This window comes from Sutcliffiella deserti, from assembly GCF_020037475.1.
Classification (GTDB): domain Bacteria; phylum Bacillota; class Bacilli; order Bacillales; family Bacillaceae_I; genus Sutcliffiella_A; species Sutcliffiella_A deserti.
Genome location: NZ_JAIQDB010000001.1, coordinates 479,733 through 498,849 on the forward strand (window position 1 = coordinate 479,733; position 19,117 = coordinate 498,849).

Consider the following 19,117-nt stretch of genomic DNA (forward strand, 5'->3'; position numbering starts at 1 on the left):
ACTGTTGCTTGTCGTAAGTTGGTACAACCCAGCATAAGCGTTGCTATTGTGCACTTTTTACGTGAAAAGGAAAGTAAATGGTCCAAATACCGATTTTTTACAAGATCATAGCAATAATCTTTACAAAAAGAGCAATCCTAAAAGAGAATAATTGTTTGTATATTCTGATTATTATTATAACTCTATACTTAAGAAAATTGCAAGAATTTTAACTTAATGATTGTCACACTCTTTCAGTAAGTGCTAGAATGAAACAAAGTTTATTGTCTAGTTTAGGAGTGAATCACGATGGACCGTAGCGCATACATTAACCTTGTTCCAAAATCTAATAAAAAAACCCTTACAATAGAAGATGTAAAGGAATTGGTATCCTATTATCAAGAAATAACCGGCAAAACCGGCAAACAGTTAGGTTGGGAATATAGCGAGGCAGCTTTTCCTTATGAATTAAAAGAAACCCCAGAGGGTAAAGGTCAATGGTTTTATTTAAAAGCTATAGAGGATCGATATAAGATGATTTTGGTTGGAGTGGGAACTCAACCACAACCGCTAAATAGTGATGATTTACCGCTTCCTTACATACAAGTAACACTACATGAACAAAGCACGCACGGGGACAAGGGAAAAGCAAATGAACTATGTAAGTTTTTCGCAAAAAAATTAGAAGCAGAGCTGAAATTATTCACAGGAAGCATCATGTATTATTATAAGCGATAGAAAAAGAAGGGACTTGTCCCAAAGAACTGACTTCGTGAAGAGGCTAAACAAAAGCAAATTTTGATTAGCCTCTTTTTCAACCAAGAAAAAGAGGCCCATTAGGCCTCCTAATTTTCTTGTTTAATTTCAGATGGAACTTCAATTAGATCAGGGTCGACAATATCATACCCTTTTTCTTGTAGCCCTTTTACTATATCTGCAAGCCCTGCATTCGTCCATTCTCTGTCATGCATGAGAAGGTTCGCACCATTCCTTAATAGCTCTGTATTTACCATTATGTCAGCTATTGCTTCTGCATTGGTATACTCCTGTTCCCAATCATATCCATATGTCCAATTCATAAGAACCATGCCTTCTTTACCTACTAGTTCTGCAGAGTAGTCCGTATTTATACCAAAAGGCGCTCGGAAGAAACGGGGACGTTCTCCTACAATTTCTTCTATAAGATCACTCAAAGCAACAATCTCCTCATATTGCTCTTCTTCCGAAATTTGGCGTAATGATTTATGATTCATCGTATGATTGCCGATTGGAAAACCCATTTCATGTATCTTTTTTAAAATTTCCTGTTCTTCGTCCGTTTGTAAAAAATGACCATTAACGAAGAATATAGCTTTTACGTTTAACTCTTTTAATGTATTGGCCATTTCTAAGGCATAACGGTCTGGAGCATCATCTATTGTTAACAGGACAACTTCAGATTTAGCATCACTTAAAGGAATTACCGAGGAATCATTTGGATCTATAGCATATTGCGGCTCATTTATTTTATTTTCTACCTCATTGCCATTTTCTGAGGTATCCCCTTCATCAGTATCAGAAGTATCTTCACTACCTGAGGCTTCCTCTACAGGTTTTTGCTCTTCCTCATCGCTTTCATTCTGTTGATTTTCATCTTCCACTTTGATTTGTTCCTCTTCAATCGCTTGTCCATCTTCATTCTGAGGTGAAGCATTACAAGCGGTAAGGAGGATTATCATTATCGGTAACATCCATTTTTTCATGTTTTCTCCTCCATATGTAAGGTTCTTCTATAATCATACTAGCACCCGTATCCATCTGCAATGGTTTTTGAGTATTTTCCGACGTACTAGTTAAAAATCTTTCATTCACTGTGGTCACATAGACCTTGAAACATTATAGATAAACGTAAAATGGTAAGGTCATCTCCTAACTTAGCGAAAGGCTGTGTTAAACGCCGCTGTTACTTTCGCAAAAGGCTACTCGTTCCACAGGGCGGTGCTGGAGCCTCCTCGGCAAGCCTGCGGAATCTCCAGTCTACCGTGGCGGAGGCCACTGAAGAAGTACATAATTTTAGGTTTGGGTTAAACTCCGCTGTTACTTTCCGCAAATGGCTTCGCTATCCGCGGGGCGACCTTGAGCCTCCTCGGGCTATGCCCTCCGGGGTCTCAAGTTTGTCGCTACTCCCCCGCTGGAGTCTACGCCATTTGCTCCAATCCACTGCTAGAAGCCACCAAAAACTATATGTTTTCAGTTTTTCAGTGGCCTCACCGTGGCGGACGTGGAGTCTCCGCCTTTTACTCTAATCATCGCTGGATAGCGTTATTAACAGTGACACCATGCTAATGAAAATTCGCACCATGGCGCAAGAATATAGATTATATTCAGGGTAGCCTAGCGAAAAGAAATGGAAACAAGCCTCCAAGAAATAAAACCTACTTTTTTCCACGTAGAATTTCTTTAAAAAAACAACAAAAGAAAAGAAAGATCTAAAACATCATGTAATAAAAAAGACTTTGGAAACTAAAATAGAAAATGAAGCTAATTGCAGTGATGATTGCTGCCTGCTTTTTCTTTCCTATCAAATGTGTGGCTAAAATATAACAAAGATAAACGATTATACCTAATAAAATAAATTTCGCCTGCATTTTATCATGAACGGAAAACCATTCAATGATACTATACGTCCCAAAAAGTATATTTTGTATTAAAAACACAAGATAACTTTTCATGCCAGTAGCCCCCTGCCTGATATACATTACCTTTACTTGAGGATGGTTTCTCATTGAGTGTTGCTTTTACGTAAGTTGCTACCAACCATTACAATTACCGATTATTTGCGCGGTTCTAGCTAGTACTCTTTCTAAAGAAGCATTTTTAACAGCCTTAATCTACTCTAGAAGAACCTTTGTAATATTTATGCTATTAATAAACATTCTATTTTTCAATTTTGTAACAATTACATGACAAGCGTTTATTTGCTTTTTTTTCATGTTAAGATAAGTCGAAATAACGTAAATAGTTGCGCTCTATATTAATGAGATATACTTCAGAAAAAGAAAGTGAGGATTGAAATGATTAGAGGCTTTGTCTTTTTTTTATCGTTGTCTTTTTTCATATTGTCTTCTTGCCAAGAAAATGAAACCATCACTCACATTCAATTTCCCGATGATTCTAAAACTCTTGTATTTTTCACAGACGAGTCGAATTTACAAGAAGAAAGTACATATTATGATGCTATCATTGATTTAAAAAGAAATTTTCCAGACGAGGTTGCCAACCTAAAAGTTGCTCAATTTAACAATGAAAAAACTCTCTATCGGCAGTTTAATATAAAAAACACCCCTTCTTTACTTGTTGTGAGCAACAATAAAGTAGTGACCCAAGTGGATGGAACTCTTCAAAAAGATGAAATAATTGGTTCAATTGAACAAGCCTTAAATCAAACAGAAGACACTGAATATTAAGATTCAGGCTTCTGTTTTTTGTATGTACAAGACTATTCCACTCCCCCCTGCTCTCACCATTCATCAGAACTGGTGACCCTACTCTATCCTTTCTCTGGTATTTCAAGTGGTTTCTTGTATTATAGAATGCACATACTCTATCCTTCAAACAAAAAAAGAACCTCGGATTTAAAATCCTAAGGTTCCTAAACTTTTAATTATTTATTTTATTATATGAATCGGACTTCCCATTGCAACTTCCGCTGCTTCCATCGTAATTTCTCCAAGAGTTGGATGTGCGTGAATTGTCATTGCAATATCTTCTGCTGTCATTCCAGCTTCGATAGCAAGACCAAGTTCTGCAATCATATCAGAAGCGCTAGATCCTGCAATTTGCGCGCCAATGATTAGTCCATCTTCTTTACGAGTCACTAACTTTAAGAATCCGTCTGTTGCATTAAGTGCAAGAGCACGACCGTTAGCTGCAAACGGGAATTTGGACGCCACAACTTCCAGCCCTTCTTCTTTTGCTTGGCTTTCGGTATAACCTACGGATGCTAATTCAGGCTCAGAGAAGACCACTGCAGGGATGCCAAGGTAGTCAATTTCTGATGAATGTCCAGCTATTGCCTCTGCTGCAATTTTACCTTCATAAGACGCTTTATGTGCAAGAGGTGGTCCTTCGACTATATCACCGATTGCATAGATGTTTGAAACGCTTGTGCGGCATTGCTTATCAATCTTGATTACCCCGCGGTCAGACATTTCAACGCCCACTTGATCAAGACCAAGTTCATCAGTGTTAGGACGACGGCCAACAGTTACCAGAACGTAATCAGCTTCGATTGTTTGCTCTTCGCCTTTTACTTCGATTGTAACTTTTACGCCATCTTCTGTTTCTTCAACGCCTTTAGCCATCGCTTTTGTGAAGATTTCCACATTACCTTTTTTCTTAAGGTTACGTTTTACTAATGAACTCATTTGCTTTTCAAAGCCAGCTAGAATCTCATCAGCTGCTTCCACGATTACTACTTCTGTTCCGAAGTTAGCATATGCTGTACCCAGTTCTGTACCAATATACCCTCCACCGATGACAATCATCTTTTTCGGAATATCTTTTAGAGCTAATGCTCCTGTTGAATCTAGAACACGTTTTGAGTACTTAAAGGTAGGAATTTCGATTGGACGAGATCCTGTTGCAACAATACAGTTGTTAAACTTATAAGTTTGAGCAGAGTTTTCATCCATGATACGCACGGTATTACCGTCTACAAAGTACGCTTCTCCTGACACTATATCAACTTTATTTCCCTTAAGGAGACCTTCTACACCGCCAGTTAATTTCTTAACGACTCCAGCTTTCCATTCTTGGACTTTAGAGAAGTCAACCGTTACATTTTCAGCAGTTATTCCCATATCCTGAGAATGCTGCGCTGTTTCAAAGCGATGTCCAGCAGAAATAAGTGCTTTAGATGGAATGCACCCTACGTTTAAACATACTCCGCCTAGCGTATTTTTTTCAACGATAGTTACTTTTTGACCTAATTGTGCAGCACGGATCGCTGCAACATAACCGCCAGGGCCTGAACCAATGACAAGTGTATCTACATCAATTGCGAAATCTCCTACTACCATTTAATTACCCCTCCATTAACAATAATTGTGGATCGTTCAACAGACGCTTAATGTGGTTTAGCGCATTTTGCGCAGTAGCACCATCAATCATACGATGGTCAAAACTTAGTGATAAAGCAAGAACTGGAGCTACTACAATTTCTCCATCTTTCACGACTGGTTTTTCAGCAATACGTCCAATTCCTAGAATAGCAACTTCCGGATGGTTAATTACAGGTGTGAACCACTGTCCACCAGCAGAGCCGATGTTCGTAATTGTACAAGAAGCACCTTTCATTTCATCGGAACCTAATTTACCATCACGTGCTTTTCCAGCAAGTTCGTTAATTTCATTTGAAATCGAGAAGATCGACTTACGGTCAGCATCTTTCACTACAGGTACTAATAGTCCCTTTTCTGTATCTGCTGCAATACCGATATTGTAATAATGTTTGTGTACAATCTCGTCTGTTGCATCATCTAAAGAAGTGTTTAGCACAGGATACTCTCGTAAGGCAGAAGTTAACGCTTTTACTACGTACGGTAAGAATGTTAACTTAATACCCTTATCTGCTGCAACTGTTTTGAATTGTTTACGATGAGCAACAAGATTTGCAACATCAATTTCATCCATTAGTGTAACATGCGGAGCAGTATGTTTGGAATTAACCATTGCTTTTGCAATTGCACGACGCATTCCGCTCATCTTCTCACGGGTTTCTGGATATTGCCCAGTTGGAACAGCTTGTTTTTTATCTTGTTTTGCTTCGGTTTTTGTTTCTTCTTTTGCAGGTGTTTCATTTACAGCTTGCGTTTCTTCAGCTTTTGAATTTCCGCCTTCAAGGAATGCATCAATGTCACTCTTCAGGACACGCCCATTATCTCCGCTACCTGCCACTTGACGTATTTCTACCCCTTTTTCACGGGAATATTTACGAACGGAAGGCATTGCAATAACACGCTTGTTTGGATCAACTTCTACCTGTTCTTGAGCACCTGCCCCTGTTTCACCAGCAGACTCTTGCTTTGGTGCTTCTTCTTTCTTCACATCTTGTCCAGCTTCAGCAGTAGCTTGTACTTGTGCTTCTGTTTTTTCTTCTTTTTTGTTGTCATCACCATGATCACCTTTAAACTTAAGGTCTTCATAACCAGGAGCATCCAACGTAATAATGGTTTGGCCAACAGTTGCTACCGTACCTTCATCCACTTTCAACTCTAAGATTTTCCCTTTAACTGGAGAAGGGATTTCTACAACAGCTTTATCGTTTTGTACTTCAACTAAAATATCATCTTCATCGATTTCATCACCTGGTTTTACAAACCATTTAACTATTTCACCTTCGTGGATACCTTCACCAATATCTGGCAGTTTAAATTCAAATGACAAAGTATTCAACCTCCTATTATATATGCTCTTCTTTTAAGCCAAAGCAGCGCGTCTGTCCGCTATTATGAATAAATGGTATAGCCCATTCCATTTGTTAAGTTTGAAATGGAATGGACTACTTCATTTGTCTCTATATTAGAAGTTTAAAACTTTTTTTGCTGTTTCTAATACATCTTTGTGGTTTGGTAACCATACATTCTCAGCCTGTGAGAATGGGAATACTGTGTCAGGTGCTGTAACACGTAGCACTGGCGCCTCTAAGCTAAGAATTGCACGGTCATTAATTTCAGCAACGATTTGTGCGCTAATTCCTGCTTGCTTTTGTGCTTCTTGAACAACCATTGCACGACCTGTTTTTTCTACAGATGTAATGATAGCTTCAATATCAATCGGACTGATTGTGCGTAAGTCAATAACCTCAACTGATGTGCCGTCTTTCTCTAACTCATCTGCTGCTTTCAGGCATTCATGTACCATTGCACCATAAGTAATCATAGTAAGGTCTGAACCTTCACGCTTTATATCAGCTTTTCCTAGTTCAATTGTGTACTCTTCTTCAGGTACCTCTTGACGGAAGGAACGATACAATTTCATGTGCTCCAAAAATACAACCGGATCATTATCGCGAATTGCAGCAATTAATAGACCTTTTGCATCATACGGAGTTGCAGGTATAACTACTTTCAGACCAGGCTGTTGTGCCATTAATCCTTCTAAACTATCTGCATGAAGTTCTGGTGTGTGCACACCTCCACCAAATGGGGACCGTATTGTAACAGGAGCAGTCCATCTACCGCCTGTACGATAACGCATACGAGCAAGTTGTCCACTTACGGAATCCATTACTTCATAAACGAAACCGAAGAATTGTATTTCCATAATTGGACGGAATCCAGTTAAACCTAAACCAATCGCAAGTCCGCCGATTCCAGATTCTGCAAGTGGTGTGTCAAACACACGGTCTTCACCGAATTCAGCTTGAAGGCCTTCAGTTGCGCGGAAAACTCCACCGTTTTGACCTACATCTTCACCGAATAATAAGACGTTTTCATCATTTTTCAATTCTGTGCGTAACGCATCAGTGATTGCTTGAATCATTGTCATTTGCGCCATGGCTTACTTCGACTCCTTCTCTTTGTAAATTTCATTTTGCTCTTTTAGATTGTAAGGTAACTCTTCATACATGAAAGAGATTAAGTCAGTAACTTTTTGCTTTGGCTGGCCATCAGCTTTCTTAATAGCAACTTTGATATCTTCTTTTGCTTCTTCGATTGCTTTATTTTCTTCTTCTTCGTTCCATACACCTTTATTTTCAAGAAACTTACGGAACCGAACTAGAGGATCCTTCTTTTCCCACTCATTATCAAGTTCAGAAGTACGATAACGTGTTGGATCATCTCCAGCCATCGTATGTGGGCCATAACGGTAAGTTAATGTTTCAATTAATGTCGGACCTTCTCCGTTAACAGCACGGTCACGTGCATCACGAGTAGCTACATAAACTGCTAAAGCATCCATCCCATCGACTTGCACCCCAGGAATTCCAGCAGCTACTGCTTTTTGTGCAATCGTTCCTGCAGCTGATTGCTTTTCTACCGGAGTAGAAATTGCAAAACGGTTATTCTGAACAACAAAGATCGCAGGTGCCTGATATGCTCCTGCAAAGTTTAATCCTTCATAGAAGTCACCTTGTGAAGCACCACCATCACCTGTATATGTAATAGCAACTGCCTTTTTACCTTTTTTCTTCAAACCAAGAGCTACCCCTGCAGTTTGGATGATTTGTGCACCGATAATAATTTGTGGCGGTAATAAGTTTACACCTTCAGGCATTTGGTTACCGTGGAAATGACCGCGCGAAAATAAGAACGCTTGATATAAAGGTAGACCATGCCAAATCATTTGAGGAACATCACGATATCCCGGAAGGATGAAATCATCGCTCTCTAATGCAAATTGAGAGGCCAATTGAGACGCTTCTTGTCCAGCTGTAGGAGCATAAAACCCTAAACGTCCTTGACGATTTAAACTAATGGATCGTTGATCAAGAACTCTCGTATATACCATACGACGCATTAATTCTTTTAATTGGTCATCACTTAAATCAGGCATTGCAGCTTCATTCACTACTTCGCCTTCTTCATTCAAAATTTGAAACATTTGAAATTGTTCTTCCACTTTCGCTAACTGCTGCTTTGGATCGAATTTAGCATTTTTTGTTTTTGCAGCCATCTAAATCACCTATCCTTTCTATTAAGAGAAACTCATTAATACATAGTTTTACACACAAAATTAGGTTACCCAAAAATATACTTTAAAAGACATTTTTCTGCTTCCTATGCAAAAATGCACTTTTTCTCTTTTTCAGCTCATTATCAATGCAATATCTAGCATATATAAATACCTGTATTAATCCTTCTAAGAAATATATTAATACAACAGTTTTAAGTTTACAACACCCCGATTTCCCCGTCAATCTCTTTGCATCTATCGAAGTTGTAATTATTTTGACTGTGTATAATATATAGGGATTCAATCTGTACTAATACAATTACACGTTCTGTATTATAAAAGTTTAAATCTATATCCTATTCAAAGTAAAGAGCACTTTTCTACGAATATTCATAACCTGCAAGACACTAAATATAAAAAGAATCAAGATGAAGGGTGAATCATCTTTATCCTTTTCCCTTTCTCACTAAACAATAACCATCCTTTTAGGAGGAACTACTTAAAATATAGTTAGTTCTTATTGTTATAGGCAGTTTTTGCATTGCTTTGCTTATTGTTATTTGTTTCGTGCTCTTTTCCTGTTAATGTAAGAGATTACTCTTTTGAGCGAGTGGGACATTAAAAAATTAAATCCCTGATTTTTCACACGCTAATAGCAGCAGCCTTTGTAAAAAGCTTTGTTATAAGACAACTTTATTGGAACATATAAAAAACACCCTCTTCTAGTGAAAAGGGTGCAGACAATCCAATTAATTATTATATTCTACATCAAGTCCAGCATTCTTGTAGAAGGTGAACTTCGCTTCATTATACTGCTCAGTATATTCATTAAAGGTTTGATTAGATTCTTTTATCTTATCATACATTTCATTTATTTTACTTATTTGAAGTTGTAATTGCTCTAATGTTAGATCTTCCTTTTGGAAGAGAGTATACAATTCTTTGTCAAGTTCGATTGACTCTTTATATTGATTGAACAATATCATATATGCTTCATAACGCTTTTCCATAAGTTGATAAAGACTTTGAGCTTCTGTTTTTAATTCCTCATCTTCTAATAACTCAATGGAGGTTTTAACCTCTTCAAATTTCTCTCTAGACGATTCGATGCTCTCTTTTTCGATTTCCATTGCTTCCTGGCGTTGTTCTATAAGTGCTAATCCTTCCTCAGAAAGCTTGACAATTTGTTCAAACTCTTTCATCCCAAGACTCATTATTTCTTCGTAAATTTCTTGTTCTTCTTTTTCTAATTTCAATAAAGGTTCTTGTTGAGCTTCAAAACTTTCTTCGAGACTTACTACATCTTCCAGAGTTTCAAAAATTTCTTTTTCAGGAGATTCCCCATTTATACAACCTGTTAGTAAAAGTGTACTCGCAAAAGCAAATGAAACAATCGATTTTTTCCAATGACGCAATTTAAATCCCCCTAACGTTTTATCCTCTTTAACTATAAAATTTAAAATTGATTTTGACAACCTCTATTTACTTTTAAGGCTCTTTTTGTGTAGCTTGTTTCGTTAAGATTAATCCTGTAAGCCCCACACTCGGCAGTCATGAGCACAAAAAAGATACAAAACAACGAATTGTTAAAAACAATTAAATAAAACAACTTCCTCTCTCTTGATGCTAGATTTATTATGTAACCTAAATTAATTTAATACTTTCCCTTCCTCACGTTTTTTCTGTTAAAATAACTTAATCAAAGTCATTATTGATTTTCCTATATTTGTTGAAAAAGATTGGAGTGAACCAAAACGATGTTAACCACAAATGATATCATTAAAGAAGGACATCCAACGCTACGGGTTGTTGCCAAGGAGGTAATACTTCCAGCCACCGAAGAAGAAAAAGAAATTCTAAGCGAAATGATGGGTTACCTTAAAAATAGCCAAGACCCAGAAGTATCCGCTCAATATAAACTGCGACCAGGGGTGGGGCTTGCAGCACCACAAATCGATGTACCAAAAAGAATGATTGCCGTACATGTAGCAGATGAAGCCGGAAAACAGTATAGCTATGCATTATTTAACCCAAAAATAGTCAGCCATTCTGTAGAGCAAAGCTATCTTACTATAGGGGAAGGCTGCTTATCAGTTGAACGAGACGTACCGGGAATTGTCCCTAGATATGCCAGAGTCACTGTTAAAGGAACAACATTGGATGGAGAAGAAGTTAAATTACGATTAAAAGGGTTTGTCGCTATTGTATTTCAGCATGAAATTGATCACTTGAATGGAATTATGTTTTACGATCATATAAATCCTCAAGACCCTTTTCAAGCCCCTCAAAATGCGATACCTGTTGAAAGATGATAAAAAAGTGGTTGGGACAAAACTGTTTTAGCCTAAGAAAAACCCGCACTAATTTGAGTTTTTTCAAATCAAATTAGTGCGGGTTTTTTAATGTCTTTAAATATACGTTTAGTCTTAAGGTTACCCAAGCGGTTGATTGGAGTGCAAGACGAAGACTCCTGCGGGAGAAGTGGCCAATGTGAGACCCCGCAGGCGAAGCCGAGGAGGCTCACGGGTCACCCGCGGAAAGCGAAGTCTTGCACGGAAATCAATAGCGCCTTTAAGAGCCGGTACTAAAATTTTTCGTCTTTTGTAAGAGTTATTTCAGTTTTGTCCCGACCTCTTTTTATTTGGCTAGGTTAAACGTCGCTGGTGATGTACGATTATCAAGCATCATCTTTAACAGAGCCTTTTATTTTAAGCTATTTCCCTAGAAGGCCCACAAGTTCCAGGCCATGTTGAATGCCATCTTCGGCTACATCCTTCGTTACTCTGTCTGCTACTTTTAATAACTCTGCATGAGCATTTCCCATAGCTATCCCAGTACCTACATACTCTAACATCTCGATATCATTTAAACCATCACCAAAAGCATATACATTTTCTTTCTTAAATGGCATGCGTTCTAACATTCGTTCAATTCCGATTGCTTTGGATCCGCCTTTTGGCAATATGTCTGTAGAATAAGAGTGCCAGCGGATAAAGTGGAAATCTTTATAAGCTTCAAGGTATGTTTGCTGATCTTTCTCTTCTATAAATAGCAAAGCTTGATAGATTTCTGTTTCCTCTAAGAAGGATGATTGAAGTTCTGGATGCTTAAACTTTAAGCTCCCCATACTCTCATGTATAAAAGGATGATTTTGCACATTTGCTTTCATTGTCTTGTGGTTCAAATAAACTAACGGGTGCTTTTCCTGCTCTGCATACTTGCGCAGAACTTTCATTTTTTCGACACTTAGCGGATTTTTGTAGATTACCTCTCCTTCAAACACCACATATTGACCATTAAAGCTTACGAAGGTTTCTATATCTAATTCTTTTCGCAAATCCTCAAACATAAAAGGTGCCCTACCGGTTGCAATTGCAACGTATACGCCATTATTTTTTAGTTTTGCAATTGCCTTTTTAGTAGATAACGGAAGCTCTTTATTGTGGTCAAGTAATGTGCCATCTATATCAAAGAAAACTATTTTACTGTTTTTATCCATAATTACCACCTTAAATTTTTTAAGCTACAATTTTATTTTCTAATTTTTGCTTTTTTGTTTTGTACGAAGACAAGTATACACCACTAAAGATCAGAACCAAACCAATGAGCATAGAAAAAGTGATTTGTTCATTTAATAGTATACTTCCCCAAAGCATGGCCGTTAAAGGTACAATATAAGTAACAAGGGATGCAAATTCCGCGCTCCCCTCTTTTACCATATAATAATAAAGCAGGTAAGCAACTCCTGAGCCGAATACTCCTAAACCTATTAACGAAAAAAACACGGTTATGCTTCCTAATTGCAAGAAGGCTTCAGGTTGGAAAAATAATGACATTAAACCCGAGATTATTCCCGCTAAAGCCAACGTACTAAAAGATATGATTGTGATTGGAATGTTTTTGAGATGTTTTCTGCTTAAATGAGCACCAAATCCATAACAAATTGTTGCCCCTAGCATTGTCCCTACACCAAGTAAGTTATCTTGAAAAAGTTGCACGATATTCAGCTCTAAAAGTACAAGTATCCCAAAAAATCCTACACCTAATCCAATCCATTGGGTTTTTTCCATTTTACTAGCGAAAAGAGTAAAGCCTATTAAGATGGTCCACATGGGAGTAGTTGCATTTACAACAGAAGCCAGACTGCTGCTAATGGACATTTCACTTACGGCAATCAGCGCCCAGGGAAGCGCATTATTTAGTAGTGCAATCAAAAGGACTGGGAACCATGGAACCTTTTTTAGTTCAGGTAATTTCCTTTGAAATGCTAGTAGAACCAGTAATGTTCCCGCCCCAAAAGCACACCTCCAAAAAACGACACCCCAGACTCCTAACTCACCCACAAGTATTTTAATGAATAGAAAAGATGTTCCCCATATTAAACTTAATGTAATTAATGCCAAATATAATTTTCTCATCTTATCAACCGCCTAAACTCACTTTGTTAGGGTTACGAAATATAAATTTACACTTAACCTACATGAGGAAAGCGTTTACTGTCAATAGGTCTTTTTATTTTATAACTAAAAAGAATCTCCCGATGCTTATTCCCAAGAGCCCGTACTTATGATACTCTATAGCTAAATATAGCATTTCATTTAGACTCAAAATACCAAATAAAGCTCTAAAAAAATCTACCAACAAGCAGATATTGGCCATTCCTTGGGTGAAATAATTTTCTCTCTAATAACTTGATGTCCTTTTAGCACATACTACAAATAACTTCCTGGACATACCTTGATAAGGAGTGAGGCACATATGCTTAGAAGATTAAGAAAAAAAATATTAAGAAAAATGAACAATATCCTTAATAGAAAAACAATTGCTTAATTTAGGTTAATGAGTCCTTCTAATGAAGGGCTCTTACATATATTTAGGGGTAATAAATTTTACAAGCACCCTACCGCTCTTTATAATAGAAAGATATATGGTTCTTTTCTCATGAATATCCAAGACTTAGAAATATCTATAATGGAGAAATCCCATTTAAAAACAGACATATAGCTTTGTCTACTGAGTAAAACGTGAATCAAAATGATAAATAGTTTATAATATAGGGTATTAATGGTATAAGTGCCAACTGTACGGCTATATTTAAATATAATTTTTTAGAAAAACGATTAGCGCGTTGTCTTTTTGTAAGGTTAGACTAAGGCATAGTAGCTTTTCTCAGATGAAGAGTCGCCGGGCACTTCCGCCTTAGTAACCAAACATAAAATAACTATAGATACCTTCCCTACCCACCCAATAGTTAATAACTTGGGGATACGGAAGAGAACTACTAAAGGAGAGATAGGAATGATATACAAAGTCTTTTTTCAGCAAAACCCTACAGAAGCACCTGTAAGAGAAAACACAGAATCTCTATACATAGAAGCTTCGGCGGTTTTTGAAGTACGCAGAAAATTAATAGACAAACCATACAATATTGAGTTCATCCAAGTGGTGGATGGAGCTTATCTTGAGTATGAAAAACAATCAGAAAATTATAAAGTATTGGAGATTTGATAGAAAATGAAATTTGTTAAAAACAATCAAGCAGCGGTCTTCGCTTTAGGAGGACTAGGTGAGATCGGCAAAAACACCTACGCCATTCAGTTCCAGGATGAAATTATCTTAATTGATGCTGGAATAAAATTTCCTGAAGATGAATTATTAGGAATCGATTATGTTATACCTGACTACACTTATTTAGTTAAAAACAAAGAAAAAATAAAAGGATTATTTGTAACCCACGGACACGAGGATCATATTGGAGGAATACCTTACCTGCTTCGTGAAATAGATGTTCCTGTTTATGGGGGTAAGCTTGCTCTAGGCTTAATTAGAAATAAACTTGAAGAACATGGTTTACTGAGAAAAGCGAAGTTAATTGAAATCCAAGAAGACGATATTATAAAATTTCGCAAGACGTCCATTACTTTCTTCCGCACTACACATAGTATTCCTGATTCTTATGGTGTTGTTGTAAAAACACCTCAAGGAAACATTGTACACACCGGTGACTTTAAGTTTGACTTTACCCCTGTAGGAGAACCTGCAAACTTAACCAAAATGGCTGAAATCGGCAAAGAAGGTGTTTTATGCCTACTTTCTGATAGTACAAACAGTGAGATTCCTGACTTTACAATGTCAGAACGACGTGTTGGTGAAAGCATTCAGGATATCTTCCGCAAAGTTGATGGACGAGTTATCTTTGCTACATTTGCTTCTAATATACATCGTCTTCAACAAGTAATTGAAGCTGCTGTATCACACGGTAGAAAAGTTGCTGTTTTTGGACGCAGTATGGAGGCAGCAATTAACATAGGGCAAGAGCTTGGGTATATACGCGCACCAAAAGAAACTTTTATCGACACACATCAGATAAATCGTATGCCAGCTAATAAAGTAACAATCCTGTGTACAGGAAGTCAGGGAGAACCAATGGCTGCCCTTTCAAGAATCGCCAATGGGACACATAGACAAATTCAGATCATTCCTGGTGACACAGTCGTATTCTCCTCTTCTCCTATTCCAGGAAACACGCTAAGTGTAAACCGTACAATTAACTTGCTGTTCCGTGCAGGTGCAGATGTAATTCATGGTTCATTAAGTGATATCCATACATCCGGTCACGGCGGACAACAAGAGCAAAAGTTAATGCTGCGCTTAATTAAACCGAAATACTTTATGCCTATACACGGCGAATATCGTATGCAAATTACGCACAAACAACTTGCTATTGATTGTGGGGTCCCTGAAGAGAACTGCTTTATCATGGACAACGGCGAGGTACTTGCACTTGGAGAGTCAGAAGCTTCTGTTGCCGGTAAAATTCCATCGGGCAATGTCTATATTGACGGAAGCGGGATCGGTGACATCGGAAATATCGTGTTACGCGATCGACGTATCCTTTCTGAAGAGGGACTTGTTGTAGTAGTGGTGAGTATTAATATGAAAGAATTCAAAATCGCATCAGGGCCTGATATTATATCCCGCGGGTTTGTATACATGAGGGAATCGGGTGACTTAATTAATGATGCACAGTCACTGATTACTAAACACTTAAATAAAACGATGGAACGCCGTACAACTCAGTGGTCAGAAATCAAAAATGAAATAACTGATACACTTGCACCGTTTCTTTATGAAAAAACAAAACGCCGTCCGATGATCCTACCTATCATTATGGAAGTTTAATGTAAATAGGAGTTCTAAAAAAGCCATGTGCAACTGCACACGGCTTTTTTAAAAGGACTTTTTTCATTGCAACTTACTCTTCTACTTGATTCTTTTCAAAACGGTCGATATCCTTATCAGCACCTATAACAATAAGAATGTCACCCTGCCTGATTCCTTCATCAGCCTGGGGAGATACAATAATATCCCTTCCGCGTTTTATCGCAACAATATTAATGCCATACTTTGCACGAATATCCAGGTCTATTAAGGAATTACCATTTAATCTTTTGCTAGCAACAATCTCTACAATACTATGTTCATCTGAAAGCTCTAAATAATCCAATACATTATTCGAAACGATATTATGGGCTATTCTTTTTCCCATGTCCCGCTCAGGATGAACAATTTGATCTGCTCCAATTCGACTAAGTACTTTTTCATGATAGTCATTTGTTGCTTTTACAGTAATATGCTGAACACCTAACTCTTTCAATATTAAAGTTGTCAGTATGCTAGCTTGAATATTATCCCCTATCGCTACGATAACATGATCGAAATTTCGTATTCCTAAACTTCTGAGTACTGCTTCATCTGTTGCATCACCCACAACCGCATGGGAGGCTACATTAGCATATTCATTAACTTTATCCTCATCTGTGTCGATGGCGAGCACTTCTACTCCTTCTTCACTTAAGGCTTTTACCATGCTTCCACCAAAACGACCTAATCCAATAACGGCAAACTCTTTCTTTTTCAATGGCTTATCCCCCATTAACTACATGTTTTCTTTTCTTTTATTGTATCATAACTGCAATATTTCAATAGTGTGAAAACGAATAAAGATGCAAAAAGATCTTGTAGTAAAGTTGATAAACGAAGGTTAAAGGTGTAAAGTTACACCAAATAGATAATTTATAATACAAGGAGAAACTAAATACTATGATACAAACAGAAATAATTGAAGTCATTTCTAGCAAATTAAAGCTCATTCGTATTGAAGAGGGGTACACCCAGGATAAAATGGCAGAAATATTGGGAGTCTCAAAAAAAACATTAGTACAAATTGAAAAAGGCAGAACGAATGGCAGCTGGACGCTTATAGTCGCTGCCTGTGCCCTTTTTCGTGAAAATAGTACAATGATATCAATTTTAGGGAAAGACCCGTTAGAGGTAATTGAAACAGTTGCACACGAGCGCATTGACAAGAGCAAGGAAAAAACGTTGGGGGGGAAAATCTGGTGGAAGGAAATCTCCGAAACTTCTGGGTACCGACTACAGCAAAATGTTATTAGCCAGCATTACCGGATCTTAGATAAAAAAGATTATCGGTGGTTTAGCACATTTAGTAAAGAAGAAGCTGAGCAGCGTTTCTTAGAGCTGGAAAATGAATTATGGTAACGCACAAAAGGCACCGGTAAGTAACCGGTGCCTTTTGTTTATAAATGAACTTTAAGAATTAACCAACATCTTGCATAGTGAATTGGGCTTTAACCAAATGATGGTAAATACCTTTATGCTCCATCAGCTTGTCATGATTTCCTTGCTCCATGATATTTCCATGATCAAGTACTATTATGTTATCTGCTTCTCTAATAGTAGATAATCTGTGGGCAATGATTATAGCTGTTCTTCCATTTAAAAGTTTCTTTAATGCGTTTTGGATTTGGACTTCCGTTTCTGTATCAATACTAGCGGTCGCTTCATCCAAGATAATTATACGCGGATCAGCCAATAACGCTCTAGCAAATGAGATTAATTGCCTTTCCCCAACAGAAAGTACGTTTCCGCGTTCCTCTACTTCAGTTTCATAACCACTTTTCAGTTTTTCAATAAATACATTCGCACCAACTGCTTCAGCAGCAGCTTTCACTTCTTCATCTGTTGCGGAAGGGCGCCCAAAGCGTATGTTATCGTAAATTGTACCCGAGAATATGAATGTATCCTGAAGCACAACACTTATCTGGGAACGTAAACTCTGCAGGGAAACATCACGGATATTGTAGCCATCGATTTTTACTGTTCCTCCTGTTGCATCATAAAACCGGGAGATCAGATTAGCAATTGTTGTTTTACCTGAGCCTGTATGTCCAACTAGGGCGACAGTTTGACCAGCTTCCATTTTGAGCGAAATCTTGTTCAGGGCGGTTCGTTTATTATCATAAGAGAATTCTACCTCTTCAAATTCGATCTCACCACGAACATTGTCAATCTCCAACGCATGGTCTTTTTCATCCACATTAGGCTTTTCATCTAAAAATTCGAATATTCTCTCTGAAGATGCCATTCCTACGAGGAGCATATTATATAACTGACCTAACCTTGAAATCGGTTCCCAGAACATTCCTAGATAAAATGCAAATGAAACAAAGACCCCAATCGTTAATGTGCTTGTTCCGCCTTGAAGGTTTGATTGGATTAAATACGCTCCAAACCATATTAATATCGCGGTTCCAATTGCATTTGACATCTCAACGAAAGGTCGAAAAATAGCATTTTGTTTGGTAGCATTTCTCCATGACTCGAAATTCTCTGTATTAATACGATCGAAAAATGCCATATTTTCTTTTTCTTGCGTAAAGGATTGCGTCACACGAACTCCTTGAATACTTTCATTTAAATGAGAGTTCAGCATCGATTGTTTGATACGAACATCCTGCCATGCTCTTCTAATCTTTCTACGTAAGCTTGTTGAAATAAAGAACATGATTGGCAAAATGATTAAAATAGCAGTTGCAAGCTCTGGACTTAGCGCAAATAAAATTACTACGATACCCACTAGGAGCATAAAGTCCATCAACAAGTTAATAACTCCATTTGTAAACAGTTCCTGGAGAGAGTTAATGTCGTTCATTATTCTTACCAGGATAGATCCTGCTGAGCGCTGATCAAAGAAACGATGAGATAGGCTCTGAACATGTGTAAATAAGTGCTTTCTTAAATCATAGATGACATTTTGCCCAAGCATATTCATCCATCTTATCCGAAAAGCATTAGAAACATAGGAAACTATATACAAAACCGTAATCAAGATTGCAAGTTGGGTTAAGAGATTCATATCTTGTTCAGCAATTGCATAGTCAAATACATACTTACCAATAATAATAGGAACAATTAATCGAACGGCAGTTGCCAATAACATCGTAATAATAGCTAATGGTAATAAGGTTTTGGAATATGGTTTCATATAGGAAAATAGACGCCACATTTGCTTCCAGTTAAACGGTTTTTCAATCGCTTGGTCTACCGAATAATAAAATCGCTTTTTAACATTGTCATTCATTTCTACTTTTTTTTGTAGGCTCACACTCTTTCACCT

General features: G+C 37.5%; 17 protein-coding genes. 6 read left to right on the forward strand and 11 right to left on the reverse strand.

From position 1 onward, the window contains the following. The first annotated feature begins 288 nt into the window (after positions 1–288). Positions 289–717, forward strand: a complete 429-nt coding sequence (locus K9B36_RS02320) for a DUF1885 family protein (RefSeq protein WP_223700386.1) — start codon at positions 289–291, stop codon at positions 715–717. A 107-nt stretch (positions 718–824) separates the two neighbouring features. On the opposite strand, the gene K9B36_RS02325 is transcribed toward K9B36_RS02320, so the two are convergent. Beyond that, positions 825–1,721 (reverse strand): polysaccharide deacetylase family protein, encoded by an 897-nt coding sequence (locus K9B36_RS02325; RefSeq protein ID WP_223700387.1) that lies wholly within the window; start codon positions 1,719–1,721, stop codon positions 825–827. A gap of 726 nt (positions 1,722–2,447) precedes the next feature. Beyond that, the gene (locus tag K9B36_RS02330; protein ID WP_223700388.1) at positions 2,448–2,690 is read right to left on the reverse strand and encodes a hypothetical protein; all 243 of its coding nucleotides are present in this window, start codon (positions 2,688–2,690) and stop codon (positions 2,448–2,450) included. A 342-nt stretch (positions 2,691–3,032) separates the two neighbouring features. Between K9B36_RS02330 and K9B36_RS02335 the strand changes: the two genes are divergently transcribed. After that, entirely contained in the window at positions 3,033–3,425 is a 393-nt protein-coding gene (locus K9B36_RS02335; protein WP_223700389.1) for a hypothetical protein, read from the forward strand. A gap of 201 nt (positions 3,426–3,626) precedes the next feature. Here K9B36_RS02335 and lpdA read toward each other — a convergent pair whose 3' ends face one another. The 5 genes from lpdA to K9B36_RS02360 all read right to left on the reverse strand — a co-directional run bounded on the left by lpdA (position 3,627) and on the right by K9B36_RS02360 (position 10,052). Beyond that, on the reverse strand, positions 3,627–5,039 hold the full coding sequence (gene lpdA, locus K9B36_RS02340) for a dihydrolipoyl dehydrogenase (protein ID WP_223700390.1): 1,413 nt from the start codon (positions 5,037–5,039) through the stop codon (positions 3,627–3,629). A 4-nt stretch (positions 5,040–5,043) separates the two neighbouring features. Beyond that, the gene (locus K9B36_RS02345) at positions 5,044–6,405 is read right to left on the reverse strand and encodes a dihydrolipoamide acetyltransferase family protein (RefSeq protein WP_223700391.1); all 1,362 of its coding nucleotides are present in this window, start codon (positions 6,403–6,405) and stop codon (positions 5,044–5,046) included. Between the two features lie 135 nt (positions 6,406–6,540). Further along, positions 6,541–7,518, reverse strand: coding sequence for an alpha-ketoacid dehydrogenase subunit beta (locus K9B36_RS02350; protein WP_223700392.1), 978 nt, complete (start codon positions 7,516–7,518; stop codon positions 6,541–6,543). A 3-nt stretch (positions 7,519–7,521) separates the two neighbouring features. Then, positions 7,522–8,637 carry a pyruvate dehydrogenase (acetyl-transferring) E1 component subunit alpha gene (gene pdhA, locus K9B36_RS02355; RefSeq protein WP_223700393.1) on the reverse strand — a complete coding sequence of 372 codons (1,116 nt, stop codon included), beginning with the start codon at positions 8,635–8,637 and terminating at the stop codon, positions 7,522–7,524. 749 nt (positions 8,638–9,386) lie between these two features. Further along, on the reverse strand, positions 9,387–10,052 hold the full coding sequence (locus K9B36_RS02360) for a YkyA family protein (protein WP_223700394.1): 666 nt from the start codon (positions 10,050–10,052) through the stop codon (positions 9,387–9,389). Positions 10,053–10,394: 342 nt separating this feature from the next. Between K9B36_RS02360 and def the strand changes: the two genes are divergently transcribed. Beyond that, complete coding sequence (def, locus tag K9B36_RS02365; RefSeq protein ID WP_223700395.1) at positions 10,395–10,949, forward strand: peptide deformylase; 555 nt, start codon at positions 10,395–10,397, stop codon at positions 10,947–10,949. A 401-nt stretch (positions 10,950–11,350) separates the two neighbouring features. Here def and K9B36_RS02370 read toward each other — a convergent pair whose 3' ends face one another. Further along, entirely contained in the window at positions 11,351–12,136 is a 786-nt protein-coding gene (locus K9B36_RS02370; protein WP_223700396.1) for a Cof-type HAD-IIB family hydrolase, read from the reverse strand. A gap of 19 nt (positions 12,137–12,155) precedes the next feature. Then, entirely contained in the window at positions 12,156–13,055 is a 900-nt protein-coding gene (locus tag K9B36_RS02375) for a DMT family transporter (protein ID WP_223700397.1), read from the reverse strand. 880 nt (positions 13,056–13,935) lie between these two features. On the opposite strand from K9B36_RS02375, the gene K9B36_RS02380 reads away from it, so the two are divergent. Both K9B36_RS02380 and rnjA read left to right on the forward strand, forming a co-directional pair. After that, the gene (locus K9B36_RS02380) at positions 13,936–14,145 is read left to right on the forward strand and encodes a DNA-dependent RNA polymerase subunit epsilon (protein ID WP_223700398.1); all 210 of its coding nucleotides are present in this window, start codon (positions 13,936–13,938) and stop codon (positions 14,143–14,145) included. Positions 14,146–14,151: 6 nt separating this feature from the next. Beyond that, positions 14,152–15,819 carry a ribonuclease J1 gene (rnjA, locus tag K9B36_RS02385; RefSeq protein WP_223700399.1) on the forward strand — a complete coding sequence of 556 codons (1,668 nt, stop codon included), beginning with the start codon at positions 14,152–14,154 and terminating at the stop codon, positions 15,817–15,819. 73 nt (positions 15,820–15,892) lie between these two features. Here rnjA and K9B36_RS02390 read toward each other — a convergent pair whose 3' ends face one another. Further along, entirely contained in the window at positions 15,893–16,558 is a 666-nt protein-coding gene (locus K9B36_RS02390) for a potassium channel family protein (RefSeq protein ID WP_317889851.1), read from the reverse strand. 182 nt (positions 16,559–16,740) lie between these two features. Between K9B36_RS02390 and K9B36_RS02395 the strand changes: the two genes are divergently transcribed. After that, positions 16,741–17,199, forward strand: coding sequence for a helix-turn-helix transcriptional regulator (locus tag K9B36_RS02395; protein ID WP_223700401.1), 459 nt, complete (start codon positions 16,741–16,743; stop codon positions 17,197–17,199). 58 nt (positions 17,200–17,257) lie between these two features. Here the strand turns inward: K9B36_RS02395 and K9B36_RS02400 are convergent, their stop codons facing one another. Beyond that, on the reverse strand, positions 17,258–19,081 hold the full coding sequence (locus tag K9B36_RS02400; RefSeq protein WP_223700979.1) for an ABC transporter ATP-binding protein: 1,824 nt from the start codon (positions 19,079–19,081) through the stop codon (positions 17,258–17,260). Between the last annotated feature and the right edge of the window lie 36 nt (positions 19,082–19,117).